The sequence below is a fragment of the Moorena sp. SIO3A2 genome (genome assembly GCF_010672265.1).
In the GTDB taxonomy this organism is placed as follows: domain Bacteria; phylum Cyanobacteriota; class Cyanobacteriia; order Cyanobacteriales; family Coleofasciculaceae; genus Moorena; species Moorena producens.
The window spans coordinates 159,618-185,221 of the sequence record NZ_JAAHHC010000001.1 but is presented as its reverse complement, the minus strand read 5'-3'; the positions used below and the strand labels follow the sequence as shown (position 1 = coordinate 185,221).

Below are 25,604 nucleotides of genomic sequence, written 5' to 3'. Positions count from 1 at the left end.
TCGTTTTGCTAAAAAAATTCCTATCACCACATTGCCTAGCTCAATTATCTTATCGGTTATGACTGATGTTTCTAGTTCTGATGCCAGTAATCGTCCCCAAGTCTCCGGTGGACTCGAAAAGCTTAACTTTACCACCAAACTAGCTTATGGTGCTGGAGATATGGGTCCAGCCATGACCGCCAATCTCTTAGTCTTTTACCTCCTGCCATTTTTAACCAATGTGGCTGGTTTACCAGCCGGTTTGGCAGGGAGTATTCTGATGATTGGCAAAGTTTCCGATGCCATCAATGATCCCATGGTTGGGATTATGAGCGATCGCACTCGTTCTAGTTGGGGGCGTCGCATTCCCTGGATGCTGTTTGGGGCAATTCCCTTTGGTTTTCTGTTTTTCTTACAGTGGATTGTCCCCCACTTCAGCAATAACAATACCATTAATAACTGGTTACTGTTTAGCTACTACCTTCTGATTGCTATTCTGTTCAACATTGCCTACACTGCAGTTAACCTACCCTACACCGCCCTCACCCCAGAACTCACCCAAGACTACAACGAACGCACTAGCCTCAACAGCTTTCGCTTTACCTTTTCCATCGGTGGCAGCATCCTAACCTTAGTTCTAGGGGGATTAATTTTTAGTGCCTATGCCGGTGATAGTGGGAAGCAATATCTAGTGCTAGGGTTAGTCTGCACCTTGCTGGCGGTGGTGCCGATATTGTGGTGTGTGCTGCGCATCCAAGAACGAGGTGCACAGCCTATATTGGGAACTCAGCAGAAAAAGACTCTAGGAACTCTGCTGACCCTAATTGGACCCCTATCATTTTTCTATGGCATTGCCCGGATTATCCCAGTGACTGCCAAATTATTGGGTGCCACTAGCAACCCTGATATCACTGGTATCTTTCTGAGTCTTCTTGGTTTACTAATTACCGTCTTTGGTATAACTCTGATATTTTCTACCCCAGAACCCCACCTGAAAGATAGCTTTGCTTTCACAGAGCGCTCTGAAGCTGACACTTCAGCCTCCTTATCCTTTTTTGAGCAACTGCGGATTGTATTCAGTAACCAGCCTTTTCTCTATGTGATTGGCATCTACCTGTGTTCCTGGTTAGCTGTCCAGTTAATCGGTTCTATCTTGCTTTACTTCATAGTCAATTGGATGGGATTGCCCGAGTCTAGCTTTTCCTTAGTCGCCCTTGCGATTCAAGGTACTGCCTTATTGATGCTGTTTTTCTGGAAGATGGTAAGTGAGCGATTGGGCAAAAAAACCGCTTACTTTATGGGCACTAGTCTCTGGGTTATCGCTCAAGTTGGTATATTTTTGCTACAACCTGGTCAAGTGGCCTTAATGTACTGTTTAGCTGTTATGGCTGGTTTTGGGGTTTCTGTGGCTTATCTCATCCCCTGGTCCATGGTGCCGGATGTGATTGAACTTGATGAATTGACCACAGGTCAGCGTCGGGAAGGGATATTTTATGGCTTCATGGTTTTGCTGCAAAAACTTGGTTTAGCCCTAGGGTTGTTTTTAGTCGGTATTGTCCTAGAGTGGTCAGGATTCATCTCATCTACTGCTGGGCAACCAGTCCCCACCCAACCCGATTCCGCACTGCTAGCCATCCGTATCGCTATGGGACCACTGCCAACTCTATTCTTGATTGGTGGTGTAGTACTTGCTTACTTCTATCCCATCACCAAGGAATTTCATGCCCAAATTCTCTTGCAGCTAAGAGAGCGTGATCAAGCTACTAGGCAAGGGGAATAGGAATTGATCGGTTGTGTTAAAGATCTAGTTTGACTCAGGAGTAATGTTATAACTGGGGGAAATTTGCCAATCAATAGACTTCGCCGCAGTTGTCAGGCAAAAAGCTTGCATAAACAACAATTGACGCAAACAAGATCAGAAAACTACTAAGTCTGGCAGGTCTAATACCAATCAATCAATCAATCAATCAATGATGAAAAAGGTAGATGCGTTATGGCTTGAGTCGTAGCAATTAACCTAAGCAGCTTGGGCGTCGCTTAAGACGCCTGCCATTCTAATTCAGGCAGACTCTCCCAGGCTTGGACAACCAGGTCATTGAGTAATACTCTTTGTGAGTGATCAAGCCAATCGTCTTCTGCTAAGACTTCGGCAGTTAAATCGTCAAGAGACTGTCCTTCTTGACGGGCAATTTGAATGACACCAGCAATCGCCATTACCACCAGTTCTTCATCAACTGGTTGTTGACGTAGGGCGACTATTTCTTGTGGACTAGCTGGAATGGGATAATTCATACCTAACAAACAAGGGCACCCTTGACTATAACTAAACTGAAATCAATGTAAAGTATTTTTACGAATATTAAACAAGTCGATACTTGGAAGCTTAGCGTATTTTCATCACTGATTACCTCCGTCTCTCCTCTTAATGAAATTTGTGATCACATAACCCCTATGAAAGAGATTCTGTACGTAGAAATCCCTACACCAGACACCAAGACTGTGTGCCAATGGTTGCAACAGGAATGGCAGCCTAAGCTCGGGGATAAGATAATCACGCCAGATGGTATTCGTCTGCAATGGGAGACTACTCCTGATGAGAATTCTAATCACAAGACTACAGTTGCCCTATCTTTGATTCCAGAAATCTCGATTTTTGTGTGGTCTGTGCAGCGAACCACCTACCTCAAAGCTTTTCGTTGGTCCGAAAAGCCCCTGAGCGGCGAAACGCTAATTCTAAGACAGCTGACCCAGAGTCTTCGGGAGCAATTCCCCTACCACTATCCAGAACCACCGGATGTAGAGTTATCTGAGCAATCCATCTTTGAAGCATTAGCACCCTATTATCCTCAGACTGTGCACTTTTTCCGGAAAATGCCTAGAGGAGAATATGACCTGAATCGAGTTTATTGGTGGGAAAAGCGCTGGCGTGAGGGGGTTCGTAACCCCGAGCAGCCCAAGCAGGTAGTGTTTAAGGGGTTGAAGGCCACGCTACGCGAACAACCATCTAACCTTCAACCGACTAACCTTCAACCATCTAACCTGCAACCTTCAACCCCTAAGTACGACGTAATCTACATCGGTGGTGCTTTGGGAGTGATCCATGCTGCAACAATGGCGCAGCGGGGTTATCGGGTATTGCTGATTGAGCGGTTAACCTTTGGGCGGATGAACCGGGAATGGAATATTTCACGGGATGAGTTTCAAAGCCTGATTGATTTGGGTTTATTTACCCCAACTGAGTTTGAAGGGATCATTGCTAGGGAATACCTTGATGGATTTAATAAGTTCTTTGATAGCAACAACCCACCCCACTTGAAAGCAGCCATCTTGCACACGCCAACGGTGCTCAATATCGCCATTGATTCTGCTAAGTTTTTGCAACTGTGTGGAACAAAGCTCACCAGTGCTGGGGGAGAAATCTGGGATGAGACAGAGTTTATCCAAGCAACTATCACCCCAGAGGAAGTTGTGGTGGATTTGCAACACTTACCGACTAAATCTCACCGACAAGCGAGTGGTCGTCTGTTAGTAGATGCCATGGGAACGGCTTCACCAATTGCTTGGCAACTCAATGGGGGTAGGGCGTTTAATAGTGTCTGTCCCACGGTGGGGGCTGTGATTGAGGGATTAGAGCCTCAGGTGTGGGATCCCGATTATGGTGATGTTCTCAATAGTCATGGGGATATTTCCCGGGGACGTCAACTGATTTGGGAGTTGTTCCCTGGTGCAGGTCAGGAATTGACAATTTATTTGTTCCATTACCATCAGATACATCCTGAGAATCCCGGCTCTTTATTAGAAATGTATGAAGATTTCTTTACTATCTTACCGGAATACCGCCGATGTGATATGGAAAAATTGGTGTGGAAGAAGCCAACCTTTGGGTATATTCCCGGACATTTTACGGTGGGAAGTCGCGATCGCATTGTGGCCTTCGACCGACTGGTTGCCATTGGTGATGCTGCCTCCCTTCAGTCCCCCTTGGTGTTCACTGGCTTCGGTTCCTTAGTGCGTAACCTCTATCGCTTAACCGATCTCTTGGAAACTGCCTTGCGGCACAATCTTTTGAGTGCTAAGGATTTAAATCAAATTCGTGCCTATCAAAGTAATATTGCTGTGACCTGGCTCTTTTCCCAGGGGATGATGGTACCAACAGGTCGTCATCTACCACCCCAGCGGATTAACTCCATGCTCAATACCTTCTTTGGTTTGTTGGCAGATGAACCACCGGAGGTACCAGATACGTTTATTAAAGACCGTTTCAGTTGGTTAACCTTTAATCGACTGGCACTCAAAGCAGCTCGCCGAAACCCTGCCCTCATCCCCTGGATTTTGGAAATGGCTGGTGCAAAGGATTTCTTGCTTTGGGTAGGCAGTTACTTAAGTTTTACTAGCAATGCCTTTGTCAGCGGGTTGCTCAAAGGTTGGTTTCCCAGTCTAGTTCGACGGTTACAGCCCTGGCTTGAAAAGCGTTATCCACGGCTTTGGTTACAGTTGTTGGCTCAAAGTTATGCCATCACAGCTGGGATGGGGCGTCCTGAAAAAATAAACCGTGAGCTCAAGTTCGATTGAATACTTATCATTTAAGGTTATTCGTTAATTGTTAATTAGTAATTAACAATTTTTTATTAACCAAGAAGGTAAGCATTCAGCTATCAGCTATCAGCTATCAGCTATCAGCTAATGCCCTAGGCGCACGCTACACCGAACAGCTAAAGGTCTGTGGCCACGCTACACCGAACAGTTTATGCCCATAGCGTACGCTACTAATGGTGCTTTTGAATAAAATAAGCTGACAGCTGACGGCTGATAGCTGAATGCTTACCCAAGAACTAAAATGATGATGATTCAAAGAAAGACTTTAGTAATTATCTGTCTAATTTTAATCGCTGTTGTCGGTGTTGTCATTAATGTCAAACTTTTACAAGTTTGGAACTATAACACTGAAGGACATGATATTTACTATAGCTGGGTAGAAGGGAAGCGAATTTTATCGGGGCAAAATCCCTACGCTAGAGTCTTATCGGGAAATATGAGATAAAATCAGAAGTATGCTACGTATTTACCCATTTTTTATTGGCTTTCAGCATTAACTCAATTATTGGGATTCCAAGACTACTCAGACTGGATTTCCCTATGGCGACCGATATTTTTAATGGTTAATATCGGGATTGCTGGTCTAATTTTCTATCATTTGTATAACCATAAATTATTTATTTTTGGCTGGTTTGCTGCTTTATTATGGTTACTGAACCGATGGACGCTTTATGTTAGTATCGACGCTAACTTGGATTTCCTAGCCATATTTTTTATGATTCTTTCCCTGATGTTACTGCCGAAACACAAGTCCAAAGCTTTCTTGATGTTTAGCTTGTCTTTAGGGATTAAACAAATTGCTATATTTTTAGTACCACTTTATCTGATTTGGGCTTGGCAATCATCAGAGGATAATCCTGTAAAGGATACCTTCATCGCTTTGTTGTTAATACTTGTTATCCCTGGGATAACGTCACTACCATTTATCTTATGGAATGCAGAAGGATTCTTTAAATCGATTCTATTTTCAGCCACTAGAAATCCAGACGGACATGTTAATGCTCCTTCCTTAGATGGGTTAATTACATTATCAAATCCTGATTTCATTGGTATCAAAGCTAAGTTGCCAATGGTGTTGGTAATGAGTCTAGTATTTCTGAGTGCCATGAAGCGACAAATTGGCATCTATACTAGTGCTTTGCTGAGAGGTTGTCTGAAAAGTCTCATTTGCTACATCCAAGCCCCCTAAATCCCCCAATTTTGGGGGACTTCTACCAGCAAATTGATTCTTGTTCCCCCCAGAATTGGGGGGCTAGGGGGGCAAAATTCAGTATCAAAAAACTTTTCAGATATCCTCTGACCATGTCCGTATTTATTGAGTTCAATTCAGTAATATTTAACCAATATTTTTGTTGGGTGGTACCTTTGTTGCCTGCTACGAGAAACTGATATAATGCGGTACAAACCGTATTAAAGTTCCCTTCCTGCTTCTTTCCAGTTACCTGGTTTTTCATAGGGTGTCGGCACTTCCTATTCCACAGGCTTAGACCGAATAGCCTTCGGCAAAACGTTCGCGCGTTGAGGCTGGCGTTATAGTCACGGTCTTTGACTTCACCGCAAACCTCACAATCAAAAACTCGTTCTTTAAGTGGCATTTCCTGAACATGACCACAACTAGAACAAGTTTTAGTGGATGGGTAGAATCTATCTACAAATACCAATGAGCAACCGTACCACTCAGACTTGTATGAGACTTGACGACGAATTTCATAAAGAGCGGAATCGGCTATCGCACCTGCTAAGTTCTGGTTTTTTAGCAGACCGGAAACATTTAGATCTTCTAACCCAATGACTGCGTGGTTTTTGCAAAGCCAAGAGGTTAATTTGTGAATTGCATCTTTCCGGATGTTAGCAACACTTTGATGGACTTTAGCTAATTTCAGCTTGGTCTTATTTCTATTGGCAGAACCCATAGTTCTTCTAGATAGTTCTCGTTGAAGTCTAGCCAGCTTTTTATGAGCTTGTTTGTAAGCTCTAGGATTAGGAAATACCGTCCCATCTGAACAGGTGGCTAGAACTTTAACCCCGACATCAACACCTAGATATTCTCTAGATTTAACAGTGGGTTCAGGTTCCAACTCGTAGGCCAAAGAAATATACCAAGAATCGGCTACTCGACTGATTGTGACCCGCTTCGTCTGGATTTCAGGTAAAGGTTCATAAGTGCTAACCCACCCAATAAAAGGGAGTTTCAACCGAGTTCCTGAAAACTCCATGACCTTCCCACAATTATCTAGGGTGAAGCTATCATTTCTACCTTTCTTCTTGAACTTAGGGTGTTGAGCTCTCCCTTGAAAGAATCGGTTAAACGCTTCTGATAAGTGCATGAATACGAATTGATAAACCCTAGAACTTAAGGTAGACTGCCAAGGATATTGAGGTTTAACATGATTGGTGTAGAACTTTTTCAGCTTGTTAGCAGAAGGCTTTAGCCCGGCTTTATAGGATTCGTTCCACATATTTAAAGCCCAATTCCAAAGCCACCTAGAATACCCAGCGTGTTGAGCCATCAAGGTTTTTTGTCTATTATTAAGTTTTAACTGGGTCTTGAAGCCTCGTTGCATAAGTCTGGGTCATTCTTCATTTTGGTTTGATACTAAGCGAGCAGATCGGCGCTGTCAGTCATGGAGTTTTAATGGCTTTGATTATCCCTGCCGTTTCCCATCAAGCTCACGTTCTGACATTGACCCCGACTCACTCAGCAGCAACTATGAGGCAGGAGGTACTTATTCACCGAGCTACTGTTGACGACATACTGATCGTATCGTTTTGTACCGCAAATCGTCAACTAAGTTACTCCTCTCGCGAGTTGCGAGATTCTTCCTAAGAAGGATGCCAAATGATATATAACGCGATGCTCGGTACAAGCCGCTACGCGATTGGCCTACGGCCACGCTACGCGAACGCATCGGGATAGCAATACAAGATATAGACTTTCCCTGTTGAGTAACTTTTATTGCTTTGTCTGTTGGGTCGAACATAGTGAAACCCAACCTTGGCAATGGTTTTGTTGGGTTTAGCTATCGCTCCACCCCTGCCTACATAAAATCCAGGGTTTTTGCACTCAAGTCAGTCAATCAGGCAGTTATCAGGGTCTATCACGACGCGGCCACCCCCTCAAGGGTGGAGCTATAGAAACTTTCGTCTGCACCTCAAGGACTTAAAGAAAATCATTGGTGTGGTGAGCCTCAGTCTGCAACCTTAGTTTGTGTAGTCACTACCTATCCGTTACATGCACTTATCCGTTGCCCCATTTATCCATCACCCTGTCAGCCGAAACCCTTATTTATACCGCACTTCGGAGGGATTAGTTATTTTTATACCAGATTTGTTAAGTATTGTGACCTTTCCCATGATATGATTACGTCTGGTTTGTGAAAACAAGCCAGATCACTGGACTAGCATTTGCTGCTACCGGTGAACTTGTCAGATGACCCTCTTGAGAAACCATTGACCATGGAGGAAAACACGCAAACAAGTTACTTATCCCCTTCAACGAGTTCGTCAATGCAGGAGTATTACCAACTCAAACAAACTCTGTTGTTGGTCACCCTAGTCGCGACAGGGATTATTTTCATCTGTGTGTGGCTGGTTTACTCCCTCAACATTGCCTTAAATTATTTGATCGGGGCGTGTACTGGTATGGTTTACTTGAGAATGTTGGCTAAAGACGTAGAGCGGCTAAGCCAACAAAATAGACGTCCGAGCATGGCTCGGTTTGCGGTTTTTATTGGGATAATTGTAGTAGCCAGTCAATGGCAAAAATTACAAATACTTCCTATATTTTTAGGGTTTCTGACGTACAAAGCCGCAATTATCGTCTATGTGCTGCAAAGCCTAGTAAATCCTACCTCTAAGTAAGATTTATTTAAGTCGGATTTATTGGTAGGATAAACAGACGTTTCACCCTTGACAGAAATCTGGGTAAATCTCCAGAATGGAAATGATAAATGCTTTAAACGTTCTGAATTCTTTACCCCTTGCTTCCTTAGAAGTTGGTGAACACTTTTATTGGCGGATTGGCAATTTAACATTACACGGTCAGGTTTTTCTCACCTCCTGGGTAGTGATTGCTATTCTGGTAGTAGCTTCCCTTGCGGCAACTCGAAATGTCCAAATGGTTCCTGGCGGTATCCAAAATGTGATGGAGTACGCCCTAGAATTTTTGAGGGATTTAGCGAAAAACCAGCTGGGGGAAAAAGAATATCGCCCTTGGGTACCTTTTATCGGTACACTGTTTTTGTTTATCTTCGTGTCAAACTGGTCAGGAGCCCTAATTCCTTGGAGTATTATCGAGCTACCATCCGGTGAGCTGGCGGCTCCTACCAATGACATCAATACCACCGTTGCTTTAGCCTTACTAACATCCTTGGCGTATTTTTACGCTGGTTTGAGCAAGAAGGGTTTAGGTTACTTCGCTGGCTATATTCAGCCAATACCAATCCTCTTGCCGATCAAGATTTTAGAAGACTTCACCAAGCCCCTCTCCCTAAGCTTCCGTTTATTTGGCAATATTTTGGCAGATGAACTGGTAGTAGCCGTGTTGGTGCTGCTAGTGCCTCTGTTTATTCCCTTGCCAATTATGGCGCTAGGTCTATTTACCAGTGCAATTCAAGCCCTGGTCTTCGCTACCTTGGCAGCTGCCTACATTCACGAGGCAATAGAAGTCGAAGGCGAAGAACATTAAGGGATAACCTTATGATGGGAATGGCACGGTAGCCTTAAATTAGGAATAGTTGGAATTGATGACTCCTTCGGAGAATCCTTCTGACTAGTAGCTCTGTATTTTGTTCTTTAATCACGGATAAGAAAAATCATCATGGATCCAATCGTTGCTGCTGCTTCAGTTGTCGCTGCTGCTCTTGCTGTCGGTTTAGCTGCTATCGGCCCTGGTATCGGTCAAGGAAACGCTGCTGGTCAAGCTGTAGAAGGTATTGCTCGTCAGCCGGAAGCTGAAGGAAAAATTCGCGGTACTCTGCTGTTAACCTTGGCATTCATGGAATCCCTGACTATCTATGGTCTGGTAATTTCTCTGGTACTGCTGTTTGCTAACCCATTTTCTTAGAACCTGATACTTTATGTAGAGACGTTGCAGGCAACGTCTCTACATGGTAGGTCTGATACGGTCAATTGTTCGGTTTTATTCCGATTGGGAATCTGTGAAAAATGTTTGATTTTGATGCTACTCTGCCTCTGATGGCATTGCAGTTTCTGGTTTTGACAGTTGTATTAAATGCCATATTCTATAAGCCACTGACAAAAACCCTCGATGAGCGTGACGAATACATCCGGAATCAGGAATCTGATGCCAAAGAACGCTTGTCTAAAGCCGAAAAAATGGCTAAAGAGTATGAAGAACAGTTGGGTCAAGCCCGGAAGCAGTCTCAAGCTGTGATCGCTGCTGCCCAAGAAGATGCCAGAAAAATGGCAGCTCAAGCGATCGCTGAAGCCCAACAAGAAGCTCAGGCTGAACGAGCAAAAGCTCAAGAAGAAATTGATCAACAAAAACAGCAAGCAATGGCTTCCCTCGAACAACAAGTCGATGATCTATCTAGCCAAATCCTAGAAAAATTGTTAGGGCCAGCGTTAGTAAGATAAATGGTTGGGCCTTGACCGCCTGACCCATATATTTACTACAACTCCTAAGAGATTGGCGATGTGGGAGTACTGTCAAACTATGTCAAACTATTAATTATCTTGAGATAATTGTCTTGAGATAATTGTCTTGAGATAATTATCTTGAGAGTAGGTGGACAGGTCATAGCTTAGCAAGATTATGCGTTCAAAACAATTGTAAACGGATATGATGGGGAATTTAGTATTATTGGCAACAGAAGCTCATGGAGAAGGTGGTTTCGGATTAAACTTTAATATTCTTGAAACCAACCTAATCAACCTGAGTATTTTGTTGGGGGTACTGTACTACTTCGGTCGCCAATTAGTGGGAAACGTTTTGAGTGAGCGACGCTCAAAAATTGAACAGACTATTAAAGAAGTAGAAGCTCGTCAAAGACAAGGAGCCGAAGCCTTAGCAGATCAACAGCAGAAGTTAGCTCAAGCCCAAGTCGAGGCAGAAAACATTCGTGCTGCAGCAGAAGTTAATGCTAAAGCAGCTAAAGAGGCAATTTTGGCCGCTTCGGCTCAAGAGATAGAACGGATGAAAGAATCAGCAGTTCAGGATTTGAACTCGGAAAGGGAACGAGCCATGGCCGAACTACGTCAGCGAGTTGCTACTATGGCAATGGCTAAGGTGGATTCCCAACTAAGAGAGACATTAGATGACTCTGCTCAACAACAATTAATTGACCGCAACATCGCTCTGTTGGGAGGTGGCTCATGAAAGGTGGTTTTTTGAGTGGCCAAGTACTCGAACCTTATGCAGAAGCTTTCCTCGATTTGGCTAAGTCCGATAACGAACTCAAAGGCAAACTGAGTGAGGATGTAGATACTCTGCTGAATCTTTTGAAAGAATCGCCACAATTGCAGGAGTTTTTAGGCTCTCCTGTGGTCAAAGCTGAGGATAAAATCGGGGTGTTGCAACAAATTGCTGGGGACCAACTTCACCCCTACACCATGAATTTTTTAAGAATTCTAGTAGACCGTGGGCGCATTGTGTTTTTGGAAGGCATTTGCCTGAAGTACCAAGAACTTCTCAGGGAGTTAGATCAAACTGTTTTGGCTGAGGTCAGTTCAGCAATAGAACTCAGTGAAGCTCAGCAAGAATCAGTTCGTGAGAAAGTTAAGTCCCTCACGGGAGCCAACCAGGTGGAACTGCAGACAAAAATTGACCCGGATGTAATCGGTGGTGTGATCATTAAAGTCGGGTCTCAGATATTTGATGCCAGTCTCAAAGGACAACTACGTCGCATCGGTATGGCTCTGACCAGTTGAAGTACGTCACGTTGGTGGTTGTTAGCCTGAGGCTTCCCTTTTAGGGTAGGTTAGTAAGTTAAAAGTTAACCCCTTGGGAAATAACCTTGAACAGTTAATAGTCAACAGTCAAAAGTCAACAGTTAATAGTTAACAGTAAACAATTAGTTAGTTAACGATAAAAACACATCATGATTAGCATTAGACCAGACGAAATTAGCAGCATTATTCGGCAGCAAATTCAAGGGTATAACCAAGGTTTTGCGGTTTCCAACGTTGGAACGGTTTTGCAAGTTGGTGATGGTATTGCCCGGATTTATGGCTTGGAAAAGTGCATGGCTGGGGAACTGCTGGAGTTTGAAGATGGCACCGTTGGCATTGCCCTGAACTTAGAACAGGACAATGTGGGTGCAGTGCTGATGGGGGATGGTTTACAGATCCAGGAAGGTAGCTCGGTTACTGCTACTGGTAAGATTGCTCAGGTACCCGTCGGAGAGGCACTGATTGGTCGGGTAGTTGATGGCTTGGGTCGTCCCATTGATGGTAAGGGGGATATTCAAAGCACTGAATCCCGTCTGGTGGAATCCATTGCCCCAGGGATTATTGCGCGGCGTTCAGTTTGTGAACCCATGCAAACTGGAATCACCGCTATTGACGCTATGATTCCCATTGGACGGGGTCAGCGAGAGTTGATTATTGGTGACCGACAAACCGGGAAAACTGCTATTGCTGTAGATACGATCATCAACCAGAAACAAGAAGATGTAATTTGTGTCTATGTTGCTATTGGTCAGAAGGCATCTACGGTAGCCCAAGTGGTGAATACCCTCCAGGAAAAAGGAGCATTAGACTACACTGTGATCGTGGCAGCGAATGCCAATGACCCAGCTACTCTACAGTTCTTGGCTCCCTACACCGGTGCCTCGATTGCCGAGTACTTTATGTACAACGGTAAGGCAACCCTAGTGATTTATGATGACTTGTCTAAGCAAGCTCAAGCCTATCGCCAGATGTCCCTACTGCTGCGCCGTCCACCAGGACGGGAAGCTTATCCAGGAGATGTGTTCTACGTCCACTCCCGGTTGTTGGAACGGGCAGCTAAACTGAATGATGAACTGGGTGGTGGTAGTATGACCGCACTGCCTATTATTGAAACTCAGGCTGGTGACGTATCAGCTTACATCCCGACTAATGTAATTTCTATTACCGATGGTCAAATCTTCCTCTCCTCTGACCTATTCAACTCTGGTGTCAGACCAGCGATTAACCCTGGTATCTCAGTGTCACGGGTAGGTTCTGCTGCCCAAACCAAGGCCATGAAGAAAGTGGCTGGTAAGTTGAAGCTAGAACTAGCCCAGTTTGACGACTTGCAAGCTTTTGCTCAGTTTGCCTCCGACTTGGATGCCGCAACCCAAGCTCAGTTGGCTCGGGGTCAACGTTTACGGGAAGTGTTGAAGCAACCTCAGAATTCACCCCTAGCTGTGTTTGAGCAAGTGGCAATCGTTTACGCTGGACTCAATGGCTATCTCGATGATGTGCCTACTGATAAGGTGACAACTTTTACTCAGGCACTGCGGGAGTACTTGAAAACCAGCAAGCCAGAGTACGTTGAGATCATCAAAAACGAGAAGAAGCTCACTGATCAAGCCGAAAGCATTCTAAAGGAAGCGATCGCAGAATACAAACAGACCTTCCTAGTCTCTGCTTAACAGGTTAAAGATTAGTTTCGGTTGCAGGTTAATTTCCGTTGCAGGTTACCGGTTAGTAGGTTGCAGGTTAGTAGGTTGCAGGTTAGTAGGTTGCAGGTTGCAGGTTAATTTCAGTTGCAGGTTAGTAGGTTGCAGGTTCTCTAAAAAACAGTCAACCTACCCTACACCGAACCCCAAAGGCCAACAACCAGACAACCTTCAACCTTCAACCAGACAACCTTCAACCTTCAACCAGACAACCTTCAACCTTCAACCAGACAACCTTCAACCTTCAACCAGACAACCTTCAACCTTCAACCAGACAACCTTCAAGCCGAGACAACCGTCATCCTTGAACAGATTATGCCTAATCTAAAAGACATTCGCGATCGCATTAAGTCAGTCAAAAATACCCGGAAAATCACCGAAGCGATGCGCCTTGTGGCTGCGGCTAAGGTACGTCGTGCTCAACAACAGGTGACTGCCACCCGTCCTTTTGCTGACCGCTTAACACAAGTTCTCTACGGTTTGCAAAACCGGATGCAGTTTGAAGATGCCAATCTGCCCCTACTAAAAGAACGGGAAATCAAGAATGTAGGCTTGCTCGTCGTTTCAGGGGATCGAGGACTATGTGGCGGTTACAATACTAACGTTATCAAGCGTGCCGAAAACCGTGCAAAGGAACTACAGGAGAAAGGGGTTGGCTACAAATACGTGCTAGTTGGACGCAAAGCTATTCAGTACTTCGAGCGCCGCAATCAGCCAATTGATGCCAAGTACACCGGTTTAGAACAGATTCCCACAGCATCAGAAGCATCTATGATTGCTGACCAACTCCTCTCCCTGTTTCTGTCTGAAACCGTAGACCGGGTGGAGTTGATATACACCAAATTCGTCTCATTGATTAGTTCTCGACCTGCGGTTCAAACCCTGCTACCCCTAACAGCTAAGGGACTAGAATCACAGGATGATGAAATCTTCAGACTGACAACTAAAGGTGGTGAGTTCAAGGTGGAGCGGGAGGTAGTCACAAGGGGAACTACCGAGACTTTCCCCCGTGACATGATTTTTGAACAAGACCCCGTGCAAATCCTCGATGCCCTGTTGCCTTTATATCTAAACAACCAGTTACTACGGGCATTACAAGAGTCAGCAGCTAGTGAACTGGCTTGTCGGATGACAGCAATGAGTAATGCCAGTGATAATGCATCGGAACTGACTGGTAAACTAACCCTAACCTACAACAAGGCACGGCAAGCCGCAATTACCCAGGAAATTCTGGAAGTTGTGGGTGGTGCTGAAGCACTCGGTTAATTTCATTTTATTTAATTTATTTTATCAAAAAAAATTGGGTCTAAAACCCCGTCCTTCTAGGACGGCTTTTTTTTTGGGGCTAAGACTTGACGATTTGTGCTGGGCGCGTTAGCATAATGATATAACAGAAAAGGTCGATTTCTGATGATAATTCTTGAATTTAAGGCATACGGCAAAAATAGTCAGTACTCAGCTATAAACGAGGCTATCCGGACTGTTAAGTTTGTCCGCAATTCCTGTCTTAGGTTGTGGATTGACAATAAGGGGATTACAAAATACGACTTAAATAAATACTGTAGAGTCTTAGCTAAGAACTTTTCTTTTGCCAATGAATTAAATTCGACCGCTCGGCAGGCTGCTGCTGAGAGAGCATGGTCATCGATTGGCCGTAGGCCACGCTACGCGAACGCCCGTTTCTATGAAAACTGCAAGAAGAAAGTACCTGGAAAGAAAGGGTTCCCCCGATTCCAGAAGCATTGTAGATCGGTCGAATACAAGCAGTCAGGATGGAAAATATCCCCTGACAAAAAGTCGTTCGCGAAGCGTCGGCTTTGCCGAATCACGTTCACTGACAAGAAAGGAATTGGGAAGCTCAAACTCAAAGGTAAGTGGGACTTATGGCGTTTCGATAAGAAACAAATCAAGCGAGTTAGGATAGTAAAAAGAGCAGATGGCTACTATGTCCAGTTTTGTGTCTCAGTTGATAACAAGGAGGAACTAAAGCCATCAAGGAAAACTATCGGATTAGACGTTGGACTGAAAGAGTTTTACACAGATTCTGATGGCAATTCAGAATCTAATCCCCGATTTTATCGAACGGGGGAAAAGCGACTTAAGTTTTATCAACGTCGGGTATCCCGCAAAAAGAAAGGCTCAGCCAATCGTAGAAAAGCCATTAATAAACTAGGCAGGACGCATCTCAAAATAAGTAGGCAGCGTGAGGAACATGCGAAGAGACTCGCACGTTGCGTAATCCAGTCTAACGACTTGGTTGCCTATGAAGATTTGAGAGTAAGAAACTTAGTAAAAAACCACTGTCTTGCAAAATCTATTAATGACGCAGGTTGGTATCAGTTCAGGAAATGCTTAGAGCATTTTGGGAAAAAATTTGGTAGGGTCACTGTTGCAGTAAATCCTGCTTACACTAGTCAAAACTGCTCTGAATGCGGTGAGGTCGTGAAAAAGTCTCTATCAACTAGAACTCATACTTGCAAATGCGGTTGTCAATTAGATCGCGATCACAATGCCGCAATTAACATCCTTAATAGAGCCTTGGGTACGGTGGGGCACACCGGAACCTGGATCATCGATCCGAACGCTTTAGGAGAGGACACCTCTACTTTGCCTGACTCTGGTTTGGCTGAGCAAGTGACCTCGTTGATTAAAGAATCCCCGTTCTTCTAGGACGGGGAGTGTCAACGTCAGCTGCAAAGATTACCCGCGTCTGGAATTAACCAGGCGCATTTTTACTTTTTGCTAATTTTATAAGCAATTATAGTGTTTATAGCATTTTTCAATTAGGTGAGGTACACATTCCTGGGTTTTAGGGAACAGGGAACAGGGAACAGGGAACAGGGAACATAAAAGAGGCAAAAGGCAAGAGGCAAGAGGCAAGAGGGAAAAAAATATGTGTACCTCATTAGGATATAAATAGCTATAGTAACAAAGGGTATAGCGGATTATATCATGTTAATATAATCAGTTATCAAAAAACTTAGCTTCCTTATTGTAAGTAATCTCCCTGCTCATCGCCTGTTCCCTGTTTCCTGTTCCCTGTTCCCTATTATCTACTAATTATAAGTGTTCAACCGAAAATGATATTACATCATGAAACAATTATGGAATCGCCAGCCGGTTGAGATTAGGCACACAATATTGGCTGCTATTTTAGTATTAGTTATAGTAAGTTTTTTTTATTTTGTCAAATTTGAAGGAAATATTACTGGCTTTTTCAGAATTGGGTCACTATTTCCTATTTCTCCTTATCTCAATAGTCATAAAGTATTGATTTATCAGGGAGAGCAGGGATATGATGGTCAACAGTTTCTGAGTATTGCTCTCGATCCATGGTTAGAAAACTCAGGGACAATAGAAGCCATTACTCCTCCGCAATATCGCTACAGAAGAATTCTCTATCCACTGCTAGGTTATCTATTAGGTTTTGGGAATCCCCAGTTAATTCCCTACGCAATGGTTGGGATTAACTGTCTAGCTATTATTCTCATAGTATTTGTGAGTAGTTTATATCTGAAACAATATAGTGGTAGAACTTGGCACTCACTCCTGGTTCTTTCTATACCAGGAGTTTGGATGGTTTTATCCCTTTCAACAGCTGATTTAATCAGTAGCTTGCTGCTAGTAACAGCTATCTATTTTTATCGCAATGAAAAACCGATTTACACAGCAATAGCCATCACAGCTGCTTGTCTGACAAGGGAGACAATGCTATTAATGTGGTTGGCAATTTTATTAACCAGTATATGGGAGCGCAAAGGTCGGCAGCTGCAACATCTATTATGGGCTTGGATACCAGTAGCTGGGTGGGCTATCTATGTTTTCTATCGTCTAGAGGCTCAAGAAAATCTAGAAGGTAGTGAAAATTTTGGCTACCCCCTATTTGGCATAGGTCAAAAGCTGATTAATAGTCTCACAGGAGGACTAGGAGGAAAAAACCTGTTTGAAGCTTATTCGTTTGCCTTATTAATAGCAGCTTTTGTAGTCACTATACTGCTAGCCAGTCAATCCCTACGAGAAAACAAGGTTATCCTAATCAGTGCAATTATTTATGCTGTGCTATTTTCCATGACTAGCATGACTATCTTAGGTTATTATTTAGATTATTCTCGTGTATACCTAGATATCTATTTCTTACTATTACTCAGCAGCAGTAACTCAAAACGCTATTTAAACTATTTAAAAAATATCCTCATGGCTGGTGCCAGCTTGGCAAGCATCACCTATTTACTTGCCCATTCATGAAAAAGCGGAAAGGTAAAATGAAGATTTGGGAAAAATTTGATTTAGCGTTTGTATTTGAGATGTAAAATTTAACACGATAAATAAAGATATAATGTCAGGTGTACTTTGGGCTAAAAAGCGACATCATGAATAATATCAAGTCAGGTTGAATACCCATAATTAGAGGGAGGGTGGGAAGTGTGGGGAGGGTGGGAAGTGTGGGGAGGGTGGGGAGAGGGGGAGATAAGAACCCACCCCTAACCCCTCCCAGGAGCGGAATATCGGGAGATGGGGGAGATTTTTATTAAGGGTAATTGTCATAAAATTATATTAGCTTTCTATTGCCGAAGAGTGTTTTTGCATGCATTGAGATGCACCCCTTCTAAAATACTCAGCCCTGGTGCTAATGGTTTAGTAAATAGGAGCACTTCCTTTTGAAAATAAGCTTGATATTCATCATAGCATCTATGAATAATCTTTTTGACCCTTGGATAATCACTTTTTGCTAACTTAAGAATACCCGAATCATAACGGTAATGGTCAGAGTCAATTAAGATAAATAAATTAATCATTAAAACAATAACCATGCCAGTTCGTGACTACTATCATGATATTGTACGCAATGCCCTTCAAAAAGACGGTTGGACAATCACCCACGATCCCTATCGTTTAAAACTCACTAGAAAAAAGAATTTATATATTGACTTAGGGGCAGAACGACTCATTGCTGCGGAAAAAGGTGTCCAGAAAATTGCTGTTGAAATCAAAAGTTTCCGCAGTGCATCAGAAATGAAAGATTTAGAGGAAGCAGTGGGTCAATTTGTCTTGTATGAACACCTACTGGCACGCTACGAACCCGAAAGAAAACTCTATTTAGCTGTTCCAGAAGATGTGAGATCATCAGTGTTTGAAGAAGAAGCAGGACAAGTTTTAATCGAAGATAAAATAATTCGCATTTTTACCTTTGACGTCAATCAAGAGGAGCTTATTACATGGATACCTTAAACAAAACTAATCTAAAACAAGCCATTATCAAAGTCTTACAAGACTACGTTGAATTTTTAGGAAATGACCCCGAAAGCGACCTTCAATTAATCATTGACGAAAATAAAGATCACTATCTCCTCATGGAAATAGGTTGGCACAAAAATCAAAGAATTTACGGCAGTTTGATTCACATTGATATCATTAACGAAAAAATTTGGCTTCAACAAGACGGCACAGAAGAAGGAGTCGCCAACGAACTGGTAAAACTAGGCATTTCACCCCAACAAATTGTCCTTGCCTTTAAAACCTTAGAACGCCGTAAAATAACTGACTTTGCCGTTTCCTAATTCAAAACTAAGTACCTAGGCAAAATTGCTTACACATTGAAAGTCTTGCTAGGCAAGGCTTTCAGCACTACTTTAAGTTAATTTCCTTAGTTTTATTTAGACCAAAACATTATGATTGTGATGCTTTTATCCTAATTCAATTAAAAATAACTGCTATTACCACAATTGACTGGTCAAGGTATTAAAAACGCTAAATGTTCACCCTCCAATTGCTGCAAATTTTTGGTATTCCCTTGTAATCTCAATGTTCCTTTATCTAAGCAGGTGCACAAAATTAATTACACATTTTCCAAAACTCAAAGCCTTACGATGTAAGGGTTACAGAGATTGGTAGTAGGCAATTAATTTTGTTTAGGTGCTTAACAATACAATCCAATCAGCACGCAAGATGACTCTAGGACGTTGACTAATCATAATCTCAGCATTTATACGGATTTAGAGTAGCAGAGCGTCTTTCGTTTCAAACGAGCTAAATAATGTCAAAAAGCGAGTATTTTATCCTTGAAGCTTATTCATTTGCCTTATTAATAGCAGCTTTTGTAGTCACTATACTGCTAGCCAGTCAGTCCCTGCGGGAAAACAAGGTTATCCTAATCAGTGCAATTATTTATGCTGTGTTATTTTCAATGACTAGCATGACTATCTTAGGGTATTATTTAGATTATTCTCGTGTATACCTAGATATCTATTTCTTACTATTACTAAGTACCAGTTACTCAAAACGCTATTTAAGCTATTTAAAAAATATCCTCATGGCTGGTGCCAGCTTGGCAAGCATCACCTATTTACTTGCCCATTCATGAAAAACCGGAAATTCGTCAGCTAATGCGCTACGCCCACGCTACTTGAGGTGCTATCAGCTAATGCGCTACGCCCACGCTACGCGAATAGGTTTTTAATAAAAGAGGTAAGCATTAGTTTAATCTGAGTTAAGTCGGCTGAGGAGTGACAGCTTATGGCACATCAAGTAGCACCTCAAGTAGCGCATTAGCTTACATTTTCATTAATCTCTCAACATTAAATTATCCCTAAAGAGATTTATGTTAAGCTGACGGCTGACAGCTGACGTAAATTGTTTAAAGAAAACTCCAACAAAGAAAAAAAAATTACTTAGATAGCTTCTTTCATCGCGCTGTAATTATATATTAGACCTATTGGATAAGTCTCATAAACCGTGGGTGAAGACAAGGCAAAAGGCAAGAGGCAAGAGGCAAAAGGGATAGATACAGCATTTTTAATAACTCTCAGATGTGCTCGAAGAATTAATAATTAAATTCGCCACGGGTCTCACCTCAGGTACACAGGATTTTTTCCTTTTCCCCTCTGAACTCTTACCTGCTCCCTGCTCCCTAAAACCTTAGGTGCGCTTTCCGTTGGCGAATTTAATTCGCCACGGGTCGCACCTCAATAATTTGTACCTGACCGAATGGCAAAACGCTGTAAATGCTTTAAAGGACATGAATGATCATCCAATTAAAGCTTTTTATAAATTATCTAAGTGAAGTAAATTTATTTCACAACATCTTTAACTAATCGATACGTATAATTATGCTGATTTTATAATCAATAGCAATTTTTTCGCTTATTCTGAATCTATAAATTGAAACATTCAGCTATCAGCTAACGCCTTAGGCGCATCTACGCTGACTATATATCAGCCCTTGCCTGAGCTGAATGCTTACCTTTTTTCACAAAAAGGTCAAATTTAACTTGATTAACTTAACTATTAGAGGCTGAAAACTACTGTAGTTTTCAGATACAACCTCAGATACTACCCAGGTGTGCATTACATAACAACTGACAATTCATTAATTACGGAGCAAACATCAATGGTTTCTAATGATAACTTTGCCGACCGGGTATTGTTAAACGGTACATCAGTTAATACCACAGGCACTAACGTGAGTTTCACTGGGGAGCTAGGTGAGCCGGATCATGCAGGCATTAGCAGCCCGTTAAATTCTGCTTGGTGGTCTTGGACAGCTGCCGCTGATGGTATCGTGACCATTGATACTTTTGGGAGTAACTACGACACTAGCCTAGCAGTCTATACCGGTTCAGCAGTTAACAGCTTAACTGAAATTGCCAGTAATGATGATAATGGCATGACTTTGCAAAGCGCAGTTCGATTTACCGTTAGCGCTGGTACAACCTACCAAATTGCTGTTGATGGCTTTTTTTCCAACACAGGCTTGATTGATCTCAACATCAACTTAGATGAGGGAACATCAATGGTTTCTAATGATAACTTTGCCGACCGGATATCGTTAAACGGTACATCAGTTAGTACCACAGGCAATAGTCTGGGTTTCACTGGGGAGCCAGGTGAGCCGGATCATGTAGAAGTTAGCAGCCCGTTAAATTCTGGTTGGTGGTCTTGGACAGCTGCCGCTGATGGTATCGTGACCATTGATACTTTTGGGAGTAACTACGACACTACCCTAGCAGTCTACACCGGTTCAGCAGTTAACAGCTTAACAGAGATTGCCAGTAATGATGATGATAGCATGACTTTCCAAAGCGCAGTTCAATTTACCGTTAGCGCTGGTACAACCTACCAAATTGCTGTTGATGGCTTTTCCTCCACCACAGGCTTGATTGATCTCAACATCAACTTAGATATTGACGACACTCTGATTTCAGGAACATCAAACGATGATACCCTGTTCGGCACTGTCGAAAACGATCAGATTGAGGGTTTGGCTGGCAATGACACAATCTTTGGTAGTGAGGGAATTAATACCCTTCTTGGGGGTGATGGTAATGACCTGATCTACGGTGGTTCACAGCTGGATGTGATTCGTGGTGGTAGCGGTAACGATACCATTTTCGCCAGTGAGGGTAATAATGAAATCTTTGGTGATGCTGGTGATGACATCATCTATTCTGGCTCTGGCAATGATTTCATTAATAGTGGCAGTGGTAACGACACCCTGTGGCTAGGGGGTGGTGAGGATCTAATTGTCCTCGAAAGCGGCAATGGCTTTGATACCATCAATAACTTCCAGCTTGGTCTGACTACCTTTGATGCTGGCGATAGTGATCAGCTGAGCATCGTTGATGGTGCTAATGGTGCCGAAATCTCGAGCGGGGGAGACCTCTTGGCTGTGGTGCGTTTCACTCAAGCTACTACTCTCATTGATAATCTCTCTGAGGTGTTTGTCTAGGGTTTTTCTGCAAGGCTTTGGTAAAGCAAAGCTTGCCGGAGCATAAAATCATGATTTGATTAGCATAGTGCGTCTGAGTTAACTCAGGCGCATTTTTGATCAGGGTTGGTGTGCCCAGGGCTTTTGTTAAGAAAAATTACAAAAATCTGCCCTTTTGTGGCAAAATAGCAGATTTAATTTAATTTTCCATTAGAGCCTGAAAAACACAGCAGTTTTCAGATACAACCTCAGATTGATCAGGGAAAATATTATGGGTGTTAAGCGTTCTGGAAATAACGATATTGATGCTTTGTTGGATGATGATTATTGGGTTGATACAGGTAAACCAGTTTCTCTAACTTACAGTATTAATTACTCAACTGGAAGTGATGGGCTTGATTTGAGTGAAAGATCAATGGTGAGAGAAGCCCTGACAAGATGGAGTGAAGTCGCTAATATTACATTTCGTGAAGTATCAAACAAAGGAAATCTACGTTTTTCTGGACAAAGTGGAATCAGTGGAGTAGCAAGTCAAAAAAACGCACGAAAATGGTGGAAGCCTAGGAGTTGGAGGTCAGATAAACTAGACCATGTAAATATTAAGCTTGGAAAAGATTCTGCTACTGGCAGAGGTCATAGGTTTCTCGACGTGGCACTACATGAAATTGGACACGCACTTGGATTAAAGCATCCAGGTGACTACAACGGTGACACCGGAAAAGGTAGTTCGCCCTTTTTACCGTACTATAAAGACAATAACACAAATACTGTGATGTCTTATAACGATGTCGGTGACTATGCAGCCACACCAATGCCTTATGACATCAGGGCTGTACAATACATTTACGGGAGTAATAATTTTAATTCAGGTAACACTTATTATAGGTTTGACAGTGTCAATGGTTATTCTTACGATAATGGTTTAGCTCGTCGTGGTAGTGAAAAACTACCTATGAAGTTGTCTATTTGGGATAGTGGTGGAGTTGATACTTTAGATTTTTCTAAACTTGGCCCAGTTATTTTTAATATAAGTAGATCTTCTGGATATTATTTTGACATAAGAGGAGGAGGTATACTTACCTCTCAGCATGCTTATAAATCAATCACCTATCAACCGATAGATAACACAAACAATACCAGTTCATTGCGGTATAAGACCACTCGTTATGGAACCTCAATTGCCTATGGGGTTGTAATTGAGAATGTTATTGGTAGTTTGACTAGCGACACTATTATTGGTAATTTTAGTGCTAATCATCTGAAAGGTGGTAACGGTAATGATAGTCTTTATGGTAATGGTGGTAGTGACTCCCTATTTGGTGAAGCAGGTAATGATTCTTTAATTGGTGGAACTGGTCGCGATGAGTTATATGGTGGTACAGGTAATGATAGTCTTGATGGTAATACTGGTAATGACTACCTGAGTGGTAGCTCAGGTAATGATTTTTTAAGAGGTGGAACTGGTCGCGATCAGTTACACGGTGGTACAGGCAATGATACACTTAGTGGCGATAGTGGTAGTGATATTCTCAGCGGTAGTTCAGGTCATGACTACTTATACGGTGGAATTGGTAATGATTACATGTACGGAGGCTCTGGTAATGATACCTATACTGTTGATAGTTCAGGTGATCACGTATTTGAATATGCTAACCAAGGTATTGACATAGTTTACGCTTCAACGACTTATGGTCTTAGTGCTCATTTAGAATACCTAAACCTGACAGGTACAAATTCTATCAATGGTTATGGTAACAATTTAAATAATGTCATTAATGGCAACAGTGGTAATAACAATATTTGGGGTGGTCTTGGCCTAGATACTGTCAATGGTGGTGATGGTGATGATATTATTTACGGTGATTATATCATTGCCAGCACTGGACAATATCTATTTAGCCTACCAGGAACTTGGCTCTCTACCCAAGCAGAAGCTCAACGCCTTGGTGGTAACTTAGTTACGATTAACAACGCCACGGAACAAAGCTGGCTAAACACAACCTTTGGAACTAATGAAGTGTTTTGGATCGGTCTGAGCGATCGTACTATAGAAGGTCAATGGCAATGGGTTAGTGGTGAAACCTCAACCTATCGTAACTGGTTTCCCGGTGAACCTAACGATTATCGTAGTTCCTCAATTCCCGATGGTGAAGATTATGCAGTGATGGGTTGGGGCAATCAGGGTTGGAATGACCTTCAAAATTATCCCAACCAACATTTGCGAGGTATTATTGAAATTCCTTCAGTATCACCAGAAATAGGTGAAAGTGATATTTTAAATGGTGGTGCAGGCAATGACCGTATCTATGGTGGTGGTGGTGATGACCAGTTGTATGGGTCTTATGGTAATGATAACCTCTATGGTGGTTTTGGTAATGACTTGTTAAAGGGTGAAAGCGGTAGAGATCGCATGAAGGGAGGTTTTGGTGATGATCAATATGTTCTTGATGTTGATAGTATGGGTGATACCATAGTTGAATATGCAGGTCAAGGTATTGATAAAGTTTACACCTCCATTACCTATCACCTTGGCGATAATTTGGAAAATCTAGAGCTCGATGGGACAAATCCTATCAATGGCTACGGTAACAATCTCAATAATGTTATTCAAGGCAACAGTGCCAGTAACAATATTTGGGGTGGTCGAGGTCATGATACCGTCAATGGTGGTGATGGTAATGATATTGTTTACGGCGACTATCTCGTCACCAGAAATGGACACTCTTATTTGTTGAGCCAACCGGGCACCTGGTTCAATACCCAAGCAGAAGCTCAACGCCTTGGTGGTAACTTAGTTACAATTAACGATGAAGTGGAACAAAACTGGCTAAACACCACCTTTGGATTTAATTACGATGGATTTAATGTTGAAGCTAATCGATTTGAAGCTAATCAATTGTTTTGGATAGGCTTGACAGATCATACTACTGAAGGTCAATGGCAATGGATTAGTGGTGAAACTTCAACCTATCGTAACTGGGCATTCGGTGAACCTAACAATTACACTGATGATGAAGATTATGCAGTTTTGGTGAGTTGGTTTAATCAAAACTGGGAGCAAACCTGGTTTTGGGTTGGTGCCCAAAATTATCCTAATAAAGTTTATTTACATGGTATAATCGAATTACCGTCAGTTATACAAGAAATTGCAGGGAATGATAGTTTGTATGGTGGTGCTGGCAATGATCGTATCTATGGTGGTGCCGGTGATGACCTTTTAAATGGGGGTACTGGAAATGATGTCCTCTCTGGAGGTGCTGGTGCAGATAAGTTTGTCTTGAATATCCCTACTGAAGGGATAGATTACATTAGCGACTTTGTCAGTCAGCAGGGGGATAAACTACAAATTTCGGCTAGTGGCTTCGGCAGTGGTCTTGTTCAAGGAATTTTAGATGTGGGTCAATTTGTTTTAGGTGCTGCCGCCTTAGATACAAATGACAGATTCATCTATGATCGTTCATCAGGATTACTATCATTCGATGCTGACGGTTCAGGTACACTAGGTGCTGTACAAGTTGCGAATTTCTCTAACAAAACTGCCTTAACGAATACTGATATCCTGATTGTATAGGATACATTAGACATCTCCATAAATTTGGTGTTAAGCTAGAGAGGATAATGGTTTTATATTCTCTAGCCTATTGCCTATTGCCTATTGCCTATTGCCTATTGCCTCTTGCCTTTTGCATTTCTCAAGGTAGACTATGTTCACAACTGAA

General features: G+C 42.5%; 23 protein-coding genes. 20 read left to right on the top strand and 3 right to left on the bottom strand.

The genetic code is table 11. From position 1 onward, the window contains the following. Positions 1-58 precede the first annotated feature (58 nt). Entirely contained in the window at positions 59-1,759 is a 1,701-nt protein-coding gene (locus F6K64_RS00740; RefSeq protein ID WP_044492460.1) for an MFS transporter, read from the top strand. 257 nt (positions 1,760-2,016) lie between these two features. Here the strand turns inward: F6K64_RS00740 and F6K64_RS00735 are convergent, their stop codons facing one another. Beyond that, entirely contained in the window at positions 2,017-2,271 is a 255-nt protein-coding gene (locus F6K64_RS00735) for a hypothetical protein (protein WP_008181083.1), read from the bottom strand. A 159-nt stretch (positions 2,272-2,430) separates the two neighbouring features. On the opposite strand from F6K64_RS00735, the gene F6K64_RS00730 reads away from it, so the two are divergent. From F6K64_RS00730 to F6K64_RS00720, 3 genes are all read left to right on the top strand, one after another. Continuing rightward, on the top strand, positions 2,431-4,551 hold the full coding sequence (locus F6K64_RS00730) for an NAD(P)/FAD-dependent oxidoreductase (RefSeq protein ID WP_008181086.1): 2,121 nt from the start codon (positions 2,431-2,433) through the stop codon (positions 4,549-4,551). A gap of 268 nt (positions 4,552-4,819) precedes the next feature. Next, a complete protein-coding gene (locus F6K64_RS00725; RefSeq protein WP_131826957.1) occupies positions 4,820-5,020 on the top strand; it encodes a hypothetical protein in 201 nt (66 codons plus the stop codon). Between the two features lie 60 nt (positions 5,021-5,080). After that, positions 5,081-5,764, top strand: coding sequence for a hypothetical protein (locus tag F6K64_RS00720; RefSeq protein ID WP_048815185.1), 684 nt, complete (start codon positions 5,081-5,083; stop codon positions 5,762-5,764). A gap of 22 nt (positions 5,765-5,786) precedes the next feature. Here the strand turns inward: F6K64_RS00720 and F6K64_RS00715 are convergent, their stop codons facing one another. After that, positions 5,787-7,139 carry an RNA-guided endonuclease InsQ/TnpB family protein gene (locus F6K64_RS00715; protein WP_287264692.1) on the bottom strand — a complete coding sequence of 451 codons (1,353 nt, stop codon included), beginning with the start codon at positions 7,137-7,139 and terminating at the stop codon, positions 5,787-5,789. Between the two features lie 892 nt (positions 7,140-8,031). Between F6K64_RS00715 and F6K64_RS00710 the strand changes: the two genes are divergently transcribed. The 11 genes from F6K64_RS00710 (at position 8,032) to F6K64_RS00660 (ending at position 17,426) form a co-directional block, all read left to right on the top strand. After that, positions 8,032-8,436 (top strand): ATP synthase subunit I, encoded by a 405-nt coding sequence (locus tag F6K64_RS00710; protein WP_229414363.1) that lies wholly within the window; start codon positions 8,032-8,034, stop codon positions 8,434-8,436. Between the two features lie 76 nt (positions 8,437-8,512). Then, complete coding sequence (gene atpB / locus F6K64_RS00705) at positions 8,513-9,262, top strand: F0F1 ATP synthase subunit A (RefSeq protein ID WP_008181099.1); 750 nt, start codon at positions 8,513-8,515, stop codon at positions 9,260-9,262. 132 nt (positions 9,263-9,394) lie between these two features. Beyond that, entirely contained in the window at positions 9,395-9,640 is a 246-nt protein-coding gene (gene atpE / locus F6K64_RS00700; RefSeq protein ID WP_008181101.1) for an ATP synthase F0 subunit C, read from the top strand. A gap of 101 nt (positions 9,641-9,741) precedes the next feature. Continuing rightward, positions 9,742-10,173, top strand: coding sequence for a F0F1 ATP synthase subunit B' (locus F6K64_RS00695; protein ID WP_008181102.1), 432 nt, complete (start codon positions 9,742-9,744; stop codon positions 10,171-10,173). Between the two features lie 208 nt (positions 10,174-10,381). Continuing rightward, entirely contained in the window at positions 10,382-10,915 is a 534-nt protein-coding gene (locus tag F6K64_RS00690) for a F0F1 ATP synthase subunit B (protein WP_008181104.1), read from the top strand. After that, positions 10,912-11,466 carry an ATP synthase F1 subunit delta gene (gene atpH / locus F6K64_RS00685; protein ID WP_008181106.1) on the top strand — a complete coding sequence of 185 codons (555 nt, stop codon included), beginning with the start codon at positions 10,912-10,914 and terminating at the stop codon, positions 11,464-11,466. Before F6K64_RS00690 ends, atpH begins: the two co-directional genes overlap by 4 nt. 170 nt (positions 11,467-11,636) lie before the next feature. Further along, entirely contained in the window at positions 11,637-13,154 is a 1,518-nt protein-coding gene (gene atpA / locus F6K64_RS00680) for a F0F1 ATP synthase subunit alpha (RefSeq protein ID WP_008181107.1), read from the top strand. Between the two features lie 97 nt (positions 13,155-13,251). Then, the gene (locus F6K64_RS00675) at positions 13,252-13,509 is read left to right on the top strand and encodes a hypothetical protein (RefSeq protein WP_131826958.1); all 258 of its coding nucleotides are present in this window, start codon (positions 13,252-13,254) and stop codon (positions 13,507-13,509) included. After that, positions 13,497-14,447: a F0F1 ATP synthase subunit gamma gene (locus tag F6K64_RS00670; protein ID WP_008181110.1), complete on the top strand. Its 951-nt coding sequence runs from the start codon at positions 13,497-13,499 to the stop codon at positions 14,445-14,447. Before F6K64_RS00675 ends, F6K64_RS00670 begins: the two co-directional genes overlap by 13 nt. Positions 14,448-14,591: 144 nt before the next feature. Beyond that, entirely contained in the window at positions 14,592-15,851 is a 1,260-nt protein-coding gene (locus tag F6K64_RS00665) for an RNA-guided endonuclease InsQ/TnpB family protein (protein ID WP_287253965.1), read from the top strand. Positions 15,852-16,274: 423 nt separating this feature from the next. Continuing rightward, positions 16,275-17,426, top strand: coding sequence for an AZOBR_p60025 family cell surface glycopolymer formation protein (locus tag F6K64_RS00660; protein ID WP_008181114.1), 1,152 nt, complete (start codon positions 16,275-16,277; stop codon positions 17,424-17,426). A gap of 317 nt (positions 17,427-17,743) precedes the next feature. Here the strand turns inward: F6K64_RS00660 and F6K64_RS00655 are convergent, their stop codons facing one another. After that, on the bottom strand, positions 17,744-17,992 hold the full coding sequence (locus F6K64_RS00655; RefSeq protein ID WP_008181116.1) for a T3SS effector HopA1 family protein: 249 nt from the start codon (positions 17,990-17,992) through the stop codon (positions 17,744-17,746). Here F6K64_RS00655 and F6K64_RS00650 point away from each other — a divergent pair. The 5 genes from F6K64_RS00650 to F6K64_RS00630 all read left to right on the top strand — a co-directional run bounded on the left by F6K64_RS00650 (position 17,991) and on the right by F6K64_RS00630 (position 25,456). Next, entirely contained in the window at positions 17,991-18,410 is a 420-nt protein-coding gene (locus F6K64_RS00650; protein WP_008181117.1) for a XisH family protein, read from the top strand. The two genes, F6K64_RS00655 and F6K64_RS00650, sit on opposite strands and share 2 nt — an antisense overlap. Continuing rightward, positions 18,398-18,739 (top strand): XisI protein, encoded by a 342-nt coding sequence (locus F6K64_RS00645; protein ID WP_008181118.1) that lies wholly within the window; start codon positions 18,398-18,400, stop codon positions 18,737-18,739. The genes F6K64_RS00650 and F6K64_RS00645 overlap by 13 nt, the downstream gene beginning before the upstream one ends. A 476-nt stretch (positions 18,740-19,215) precedes the next feature. Continuing rightward, positions 19,216-19,542 carry a hypothetical protein gene (locus tag F6K64_RS00640; protein ID WP_008181119.1) on the top strand — a complete coding sequence of 109 codons (327 nt, stop codon included), beginning with the start codon at positions 19,216-19,218 and terminating at the stop codon, positions 19,540-19,542. Between the two features lie 1,026 nt (positions 19,543-20,568). Next, entirely contained in the window at positions 20,569-21,906 is a 1,338-nt protein-coding gene (locus tag F6K64_RS00635; RefSeq protein ID WP_287264690.1) for a calcium-binding protein, read from the top strand. Positions 21,907-22,156: 250 nt separating this feature from the next. Continuing rightward, positions 22,157-25,456 (top strand): lectin-like protein, encoded by a 3,300-nt coding sequence (locus F6K64_RS00630; RefSeq protein WP_008181122.1) that lies wholly within the window; start codon positions 22,157-22,159, stop codon positions 25,454-25,456. Positions 25,457-25,604 lie beyond the last annotated feature (148 nt).

What these genes read in the sequence shown, in the direction of transcription:
- F6K64_RS00640 (WP_008181119.1), top strand. Translation starts at nt 19,216, where the DNA reads ATGTCAAAAAGCGAGTATTTTATCCTTGAAGCTTATTCATTTGCCTTA.
- atpE (WP_008181101.1), top strand. Translation starts at nt 9,395, where the DNA reads ATGGATCCAATCGTTGCTGCTGCTTCAGTTGTCGCTGCTGCTCTTGCT.
- F6K64_RS00725 (WP_131826957.1), top strand. Translation starts at nt 4,820, where the DNA reads ATGATGATTCAAAGAAAGACTTTAGTAATTATCTGTCTAATTTTAATC.
- F6K64_RS00730 (WP_008181086.1), top strand. Translation starts at nt 2,431, where the DNA reads ATGAAAGAGATTCTGTACGTAGAAATCCCTACACCAGACACCAAGACT.
- F6K64_RS00690 (WP_008181104.1), top strand. Translation starts at nt 10,382, where the DNA reads ATGGGGAATTTAGTATTATTGGCAACAGAAGCTCATGGAGAAGGTGGT.
- F6K64_RS00665 (WP_287253965.1), top strand. Translation starts at nt 14,592, where the DNA reads ATGATAATTCTTGAATTTAAGGCATACGGCAAAAATAGTCAGTACTCA.
- F6K64_RS00670 (WP_008181110.1), top strand. Translation starts at nt 13,497, where the DNA reads ATGCCTAATCTAAAAGACATTCGCGATCGCATTAAGTCAGTCAAAAAT.
- F6K64_RS00740 (WP_044492460.1), top strand. Translation starts at nt 59, where the DNA reads ATGACTGATGTTTCTAGTTCTGATGCCAGTAATCGTCCCCAAGTCTCC.
- F6K64_RS00735 (WP_008181083.1), bottom strand. Translation starts at nt 2,271, where the DNA reads ATGAATTATCCCATTCCAGCTAGTCCACAAGAAATAGTCGCCCTACGT.
- F6K64_RS00630 (WP_008181122.1), top strand. Translation starts at nt 22,157, where the DNA reads ATGGGTGTTAAGCGTTCTGGAAATAACGATATTGATGCTTTGTTGGAT.
- F6K64_RS00695 (WP_008181102.1), top strand. Translation starts at nt 9,742, where the DNA reads ATGTTTGATTTTGATGCTACTCTGCCTCTGATGGCATTGCAGTTTCTG.
- atpB (WP_008181099.1), top strand. Translation starts at nt 8,513, where the DNA reads ATGGAAATGATAAATGCTTTAAACGTTCTGAATTCTTTACCCCTTGCT.
- F6K64_RS00660 (WP_008181114.1), top strand. Translation starts at nt 16,275, where the DNA reads ATGAAACAATTATGGAATCGCCAGCCGGTTGAGATTAGGCACACAATA.
- atpH (WP_008181106.1), top strand. Translation starts at nt 10,912, where the DNA reads ATGAAAGGTGGTTTTTTGAGTGGCCAAGTACTCGAACCTTATGCAGAA.
- F6K64_RS00650 (WP_008181117.1), top strand. Translation starts at nt 17,991, where the DNA reads ATGCCAGTTCGTGACTACTATCATGATATTGTACGCAATGCCCTTCAA.
- F6K64_RS00715 (WP_287264692.1), bottom strand. Translation starts at nt 7,139, where the DNA reads ATGCAACGAGGCTTCAAGACCCAGTTAAAACTTAATAATAGACAAAAA.
- atpA (WP_008181107.1), top strand. Translation starts at nt 11,637, where the DNA reads ATGATTAGCATTAGACCAGACGAAATTAGCAGCATTATTCGGCAGCAA.
- F6K64_RS00635 (WP_287264690.1), top strand. Translation starts at nt 20,569, where the DNA reads ATGGTTTCTAATGATAACTTTGCCGACCGGGTATTGTTAAACGGTACA.
- F6K64_RS00710 (WP_229414363.1), top strand. Translation starts at nt 8,032, where the DNA reads ATGGAGGAAAACACGCAAACAAGTTACTTATCCCCTTCAACGAGTTCG.
- F6K64_RS00655 (WP_008181116.1), bottom strand. Translation starts at nt 17,992, where the DNA reads ATGGTTATTGTTTTAATGATTAATTTATTTATCTTAATTGACTCTGAC.
- F6K64_RS00645 (WP_008181118.1), top strand. Translation starts at nt 18,398, where the DNA reads ATGGATACCTTAAACAAAACTAATCTAAAACAAGCCATTATCAAAGTC.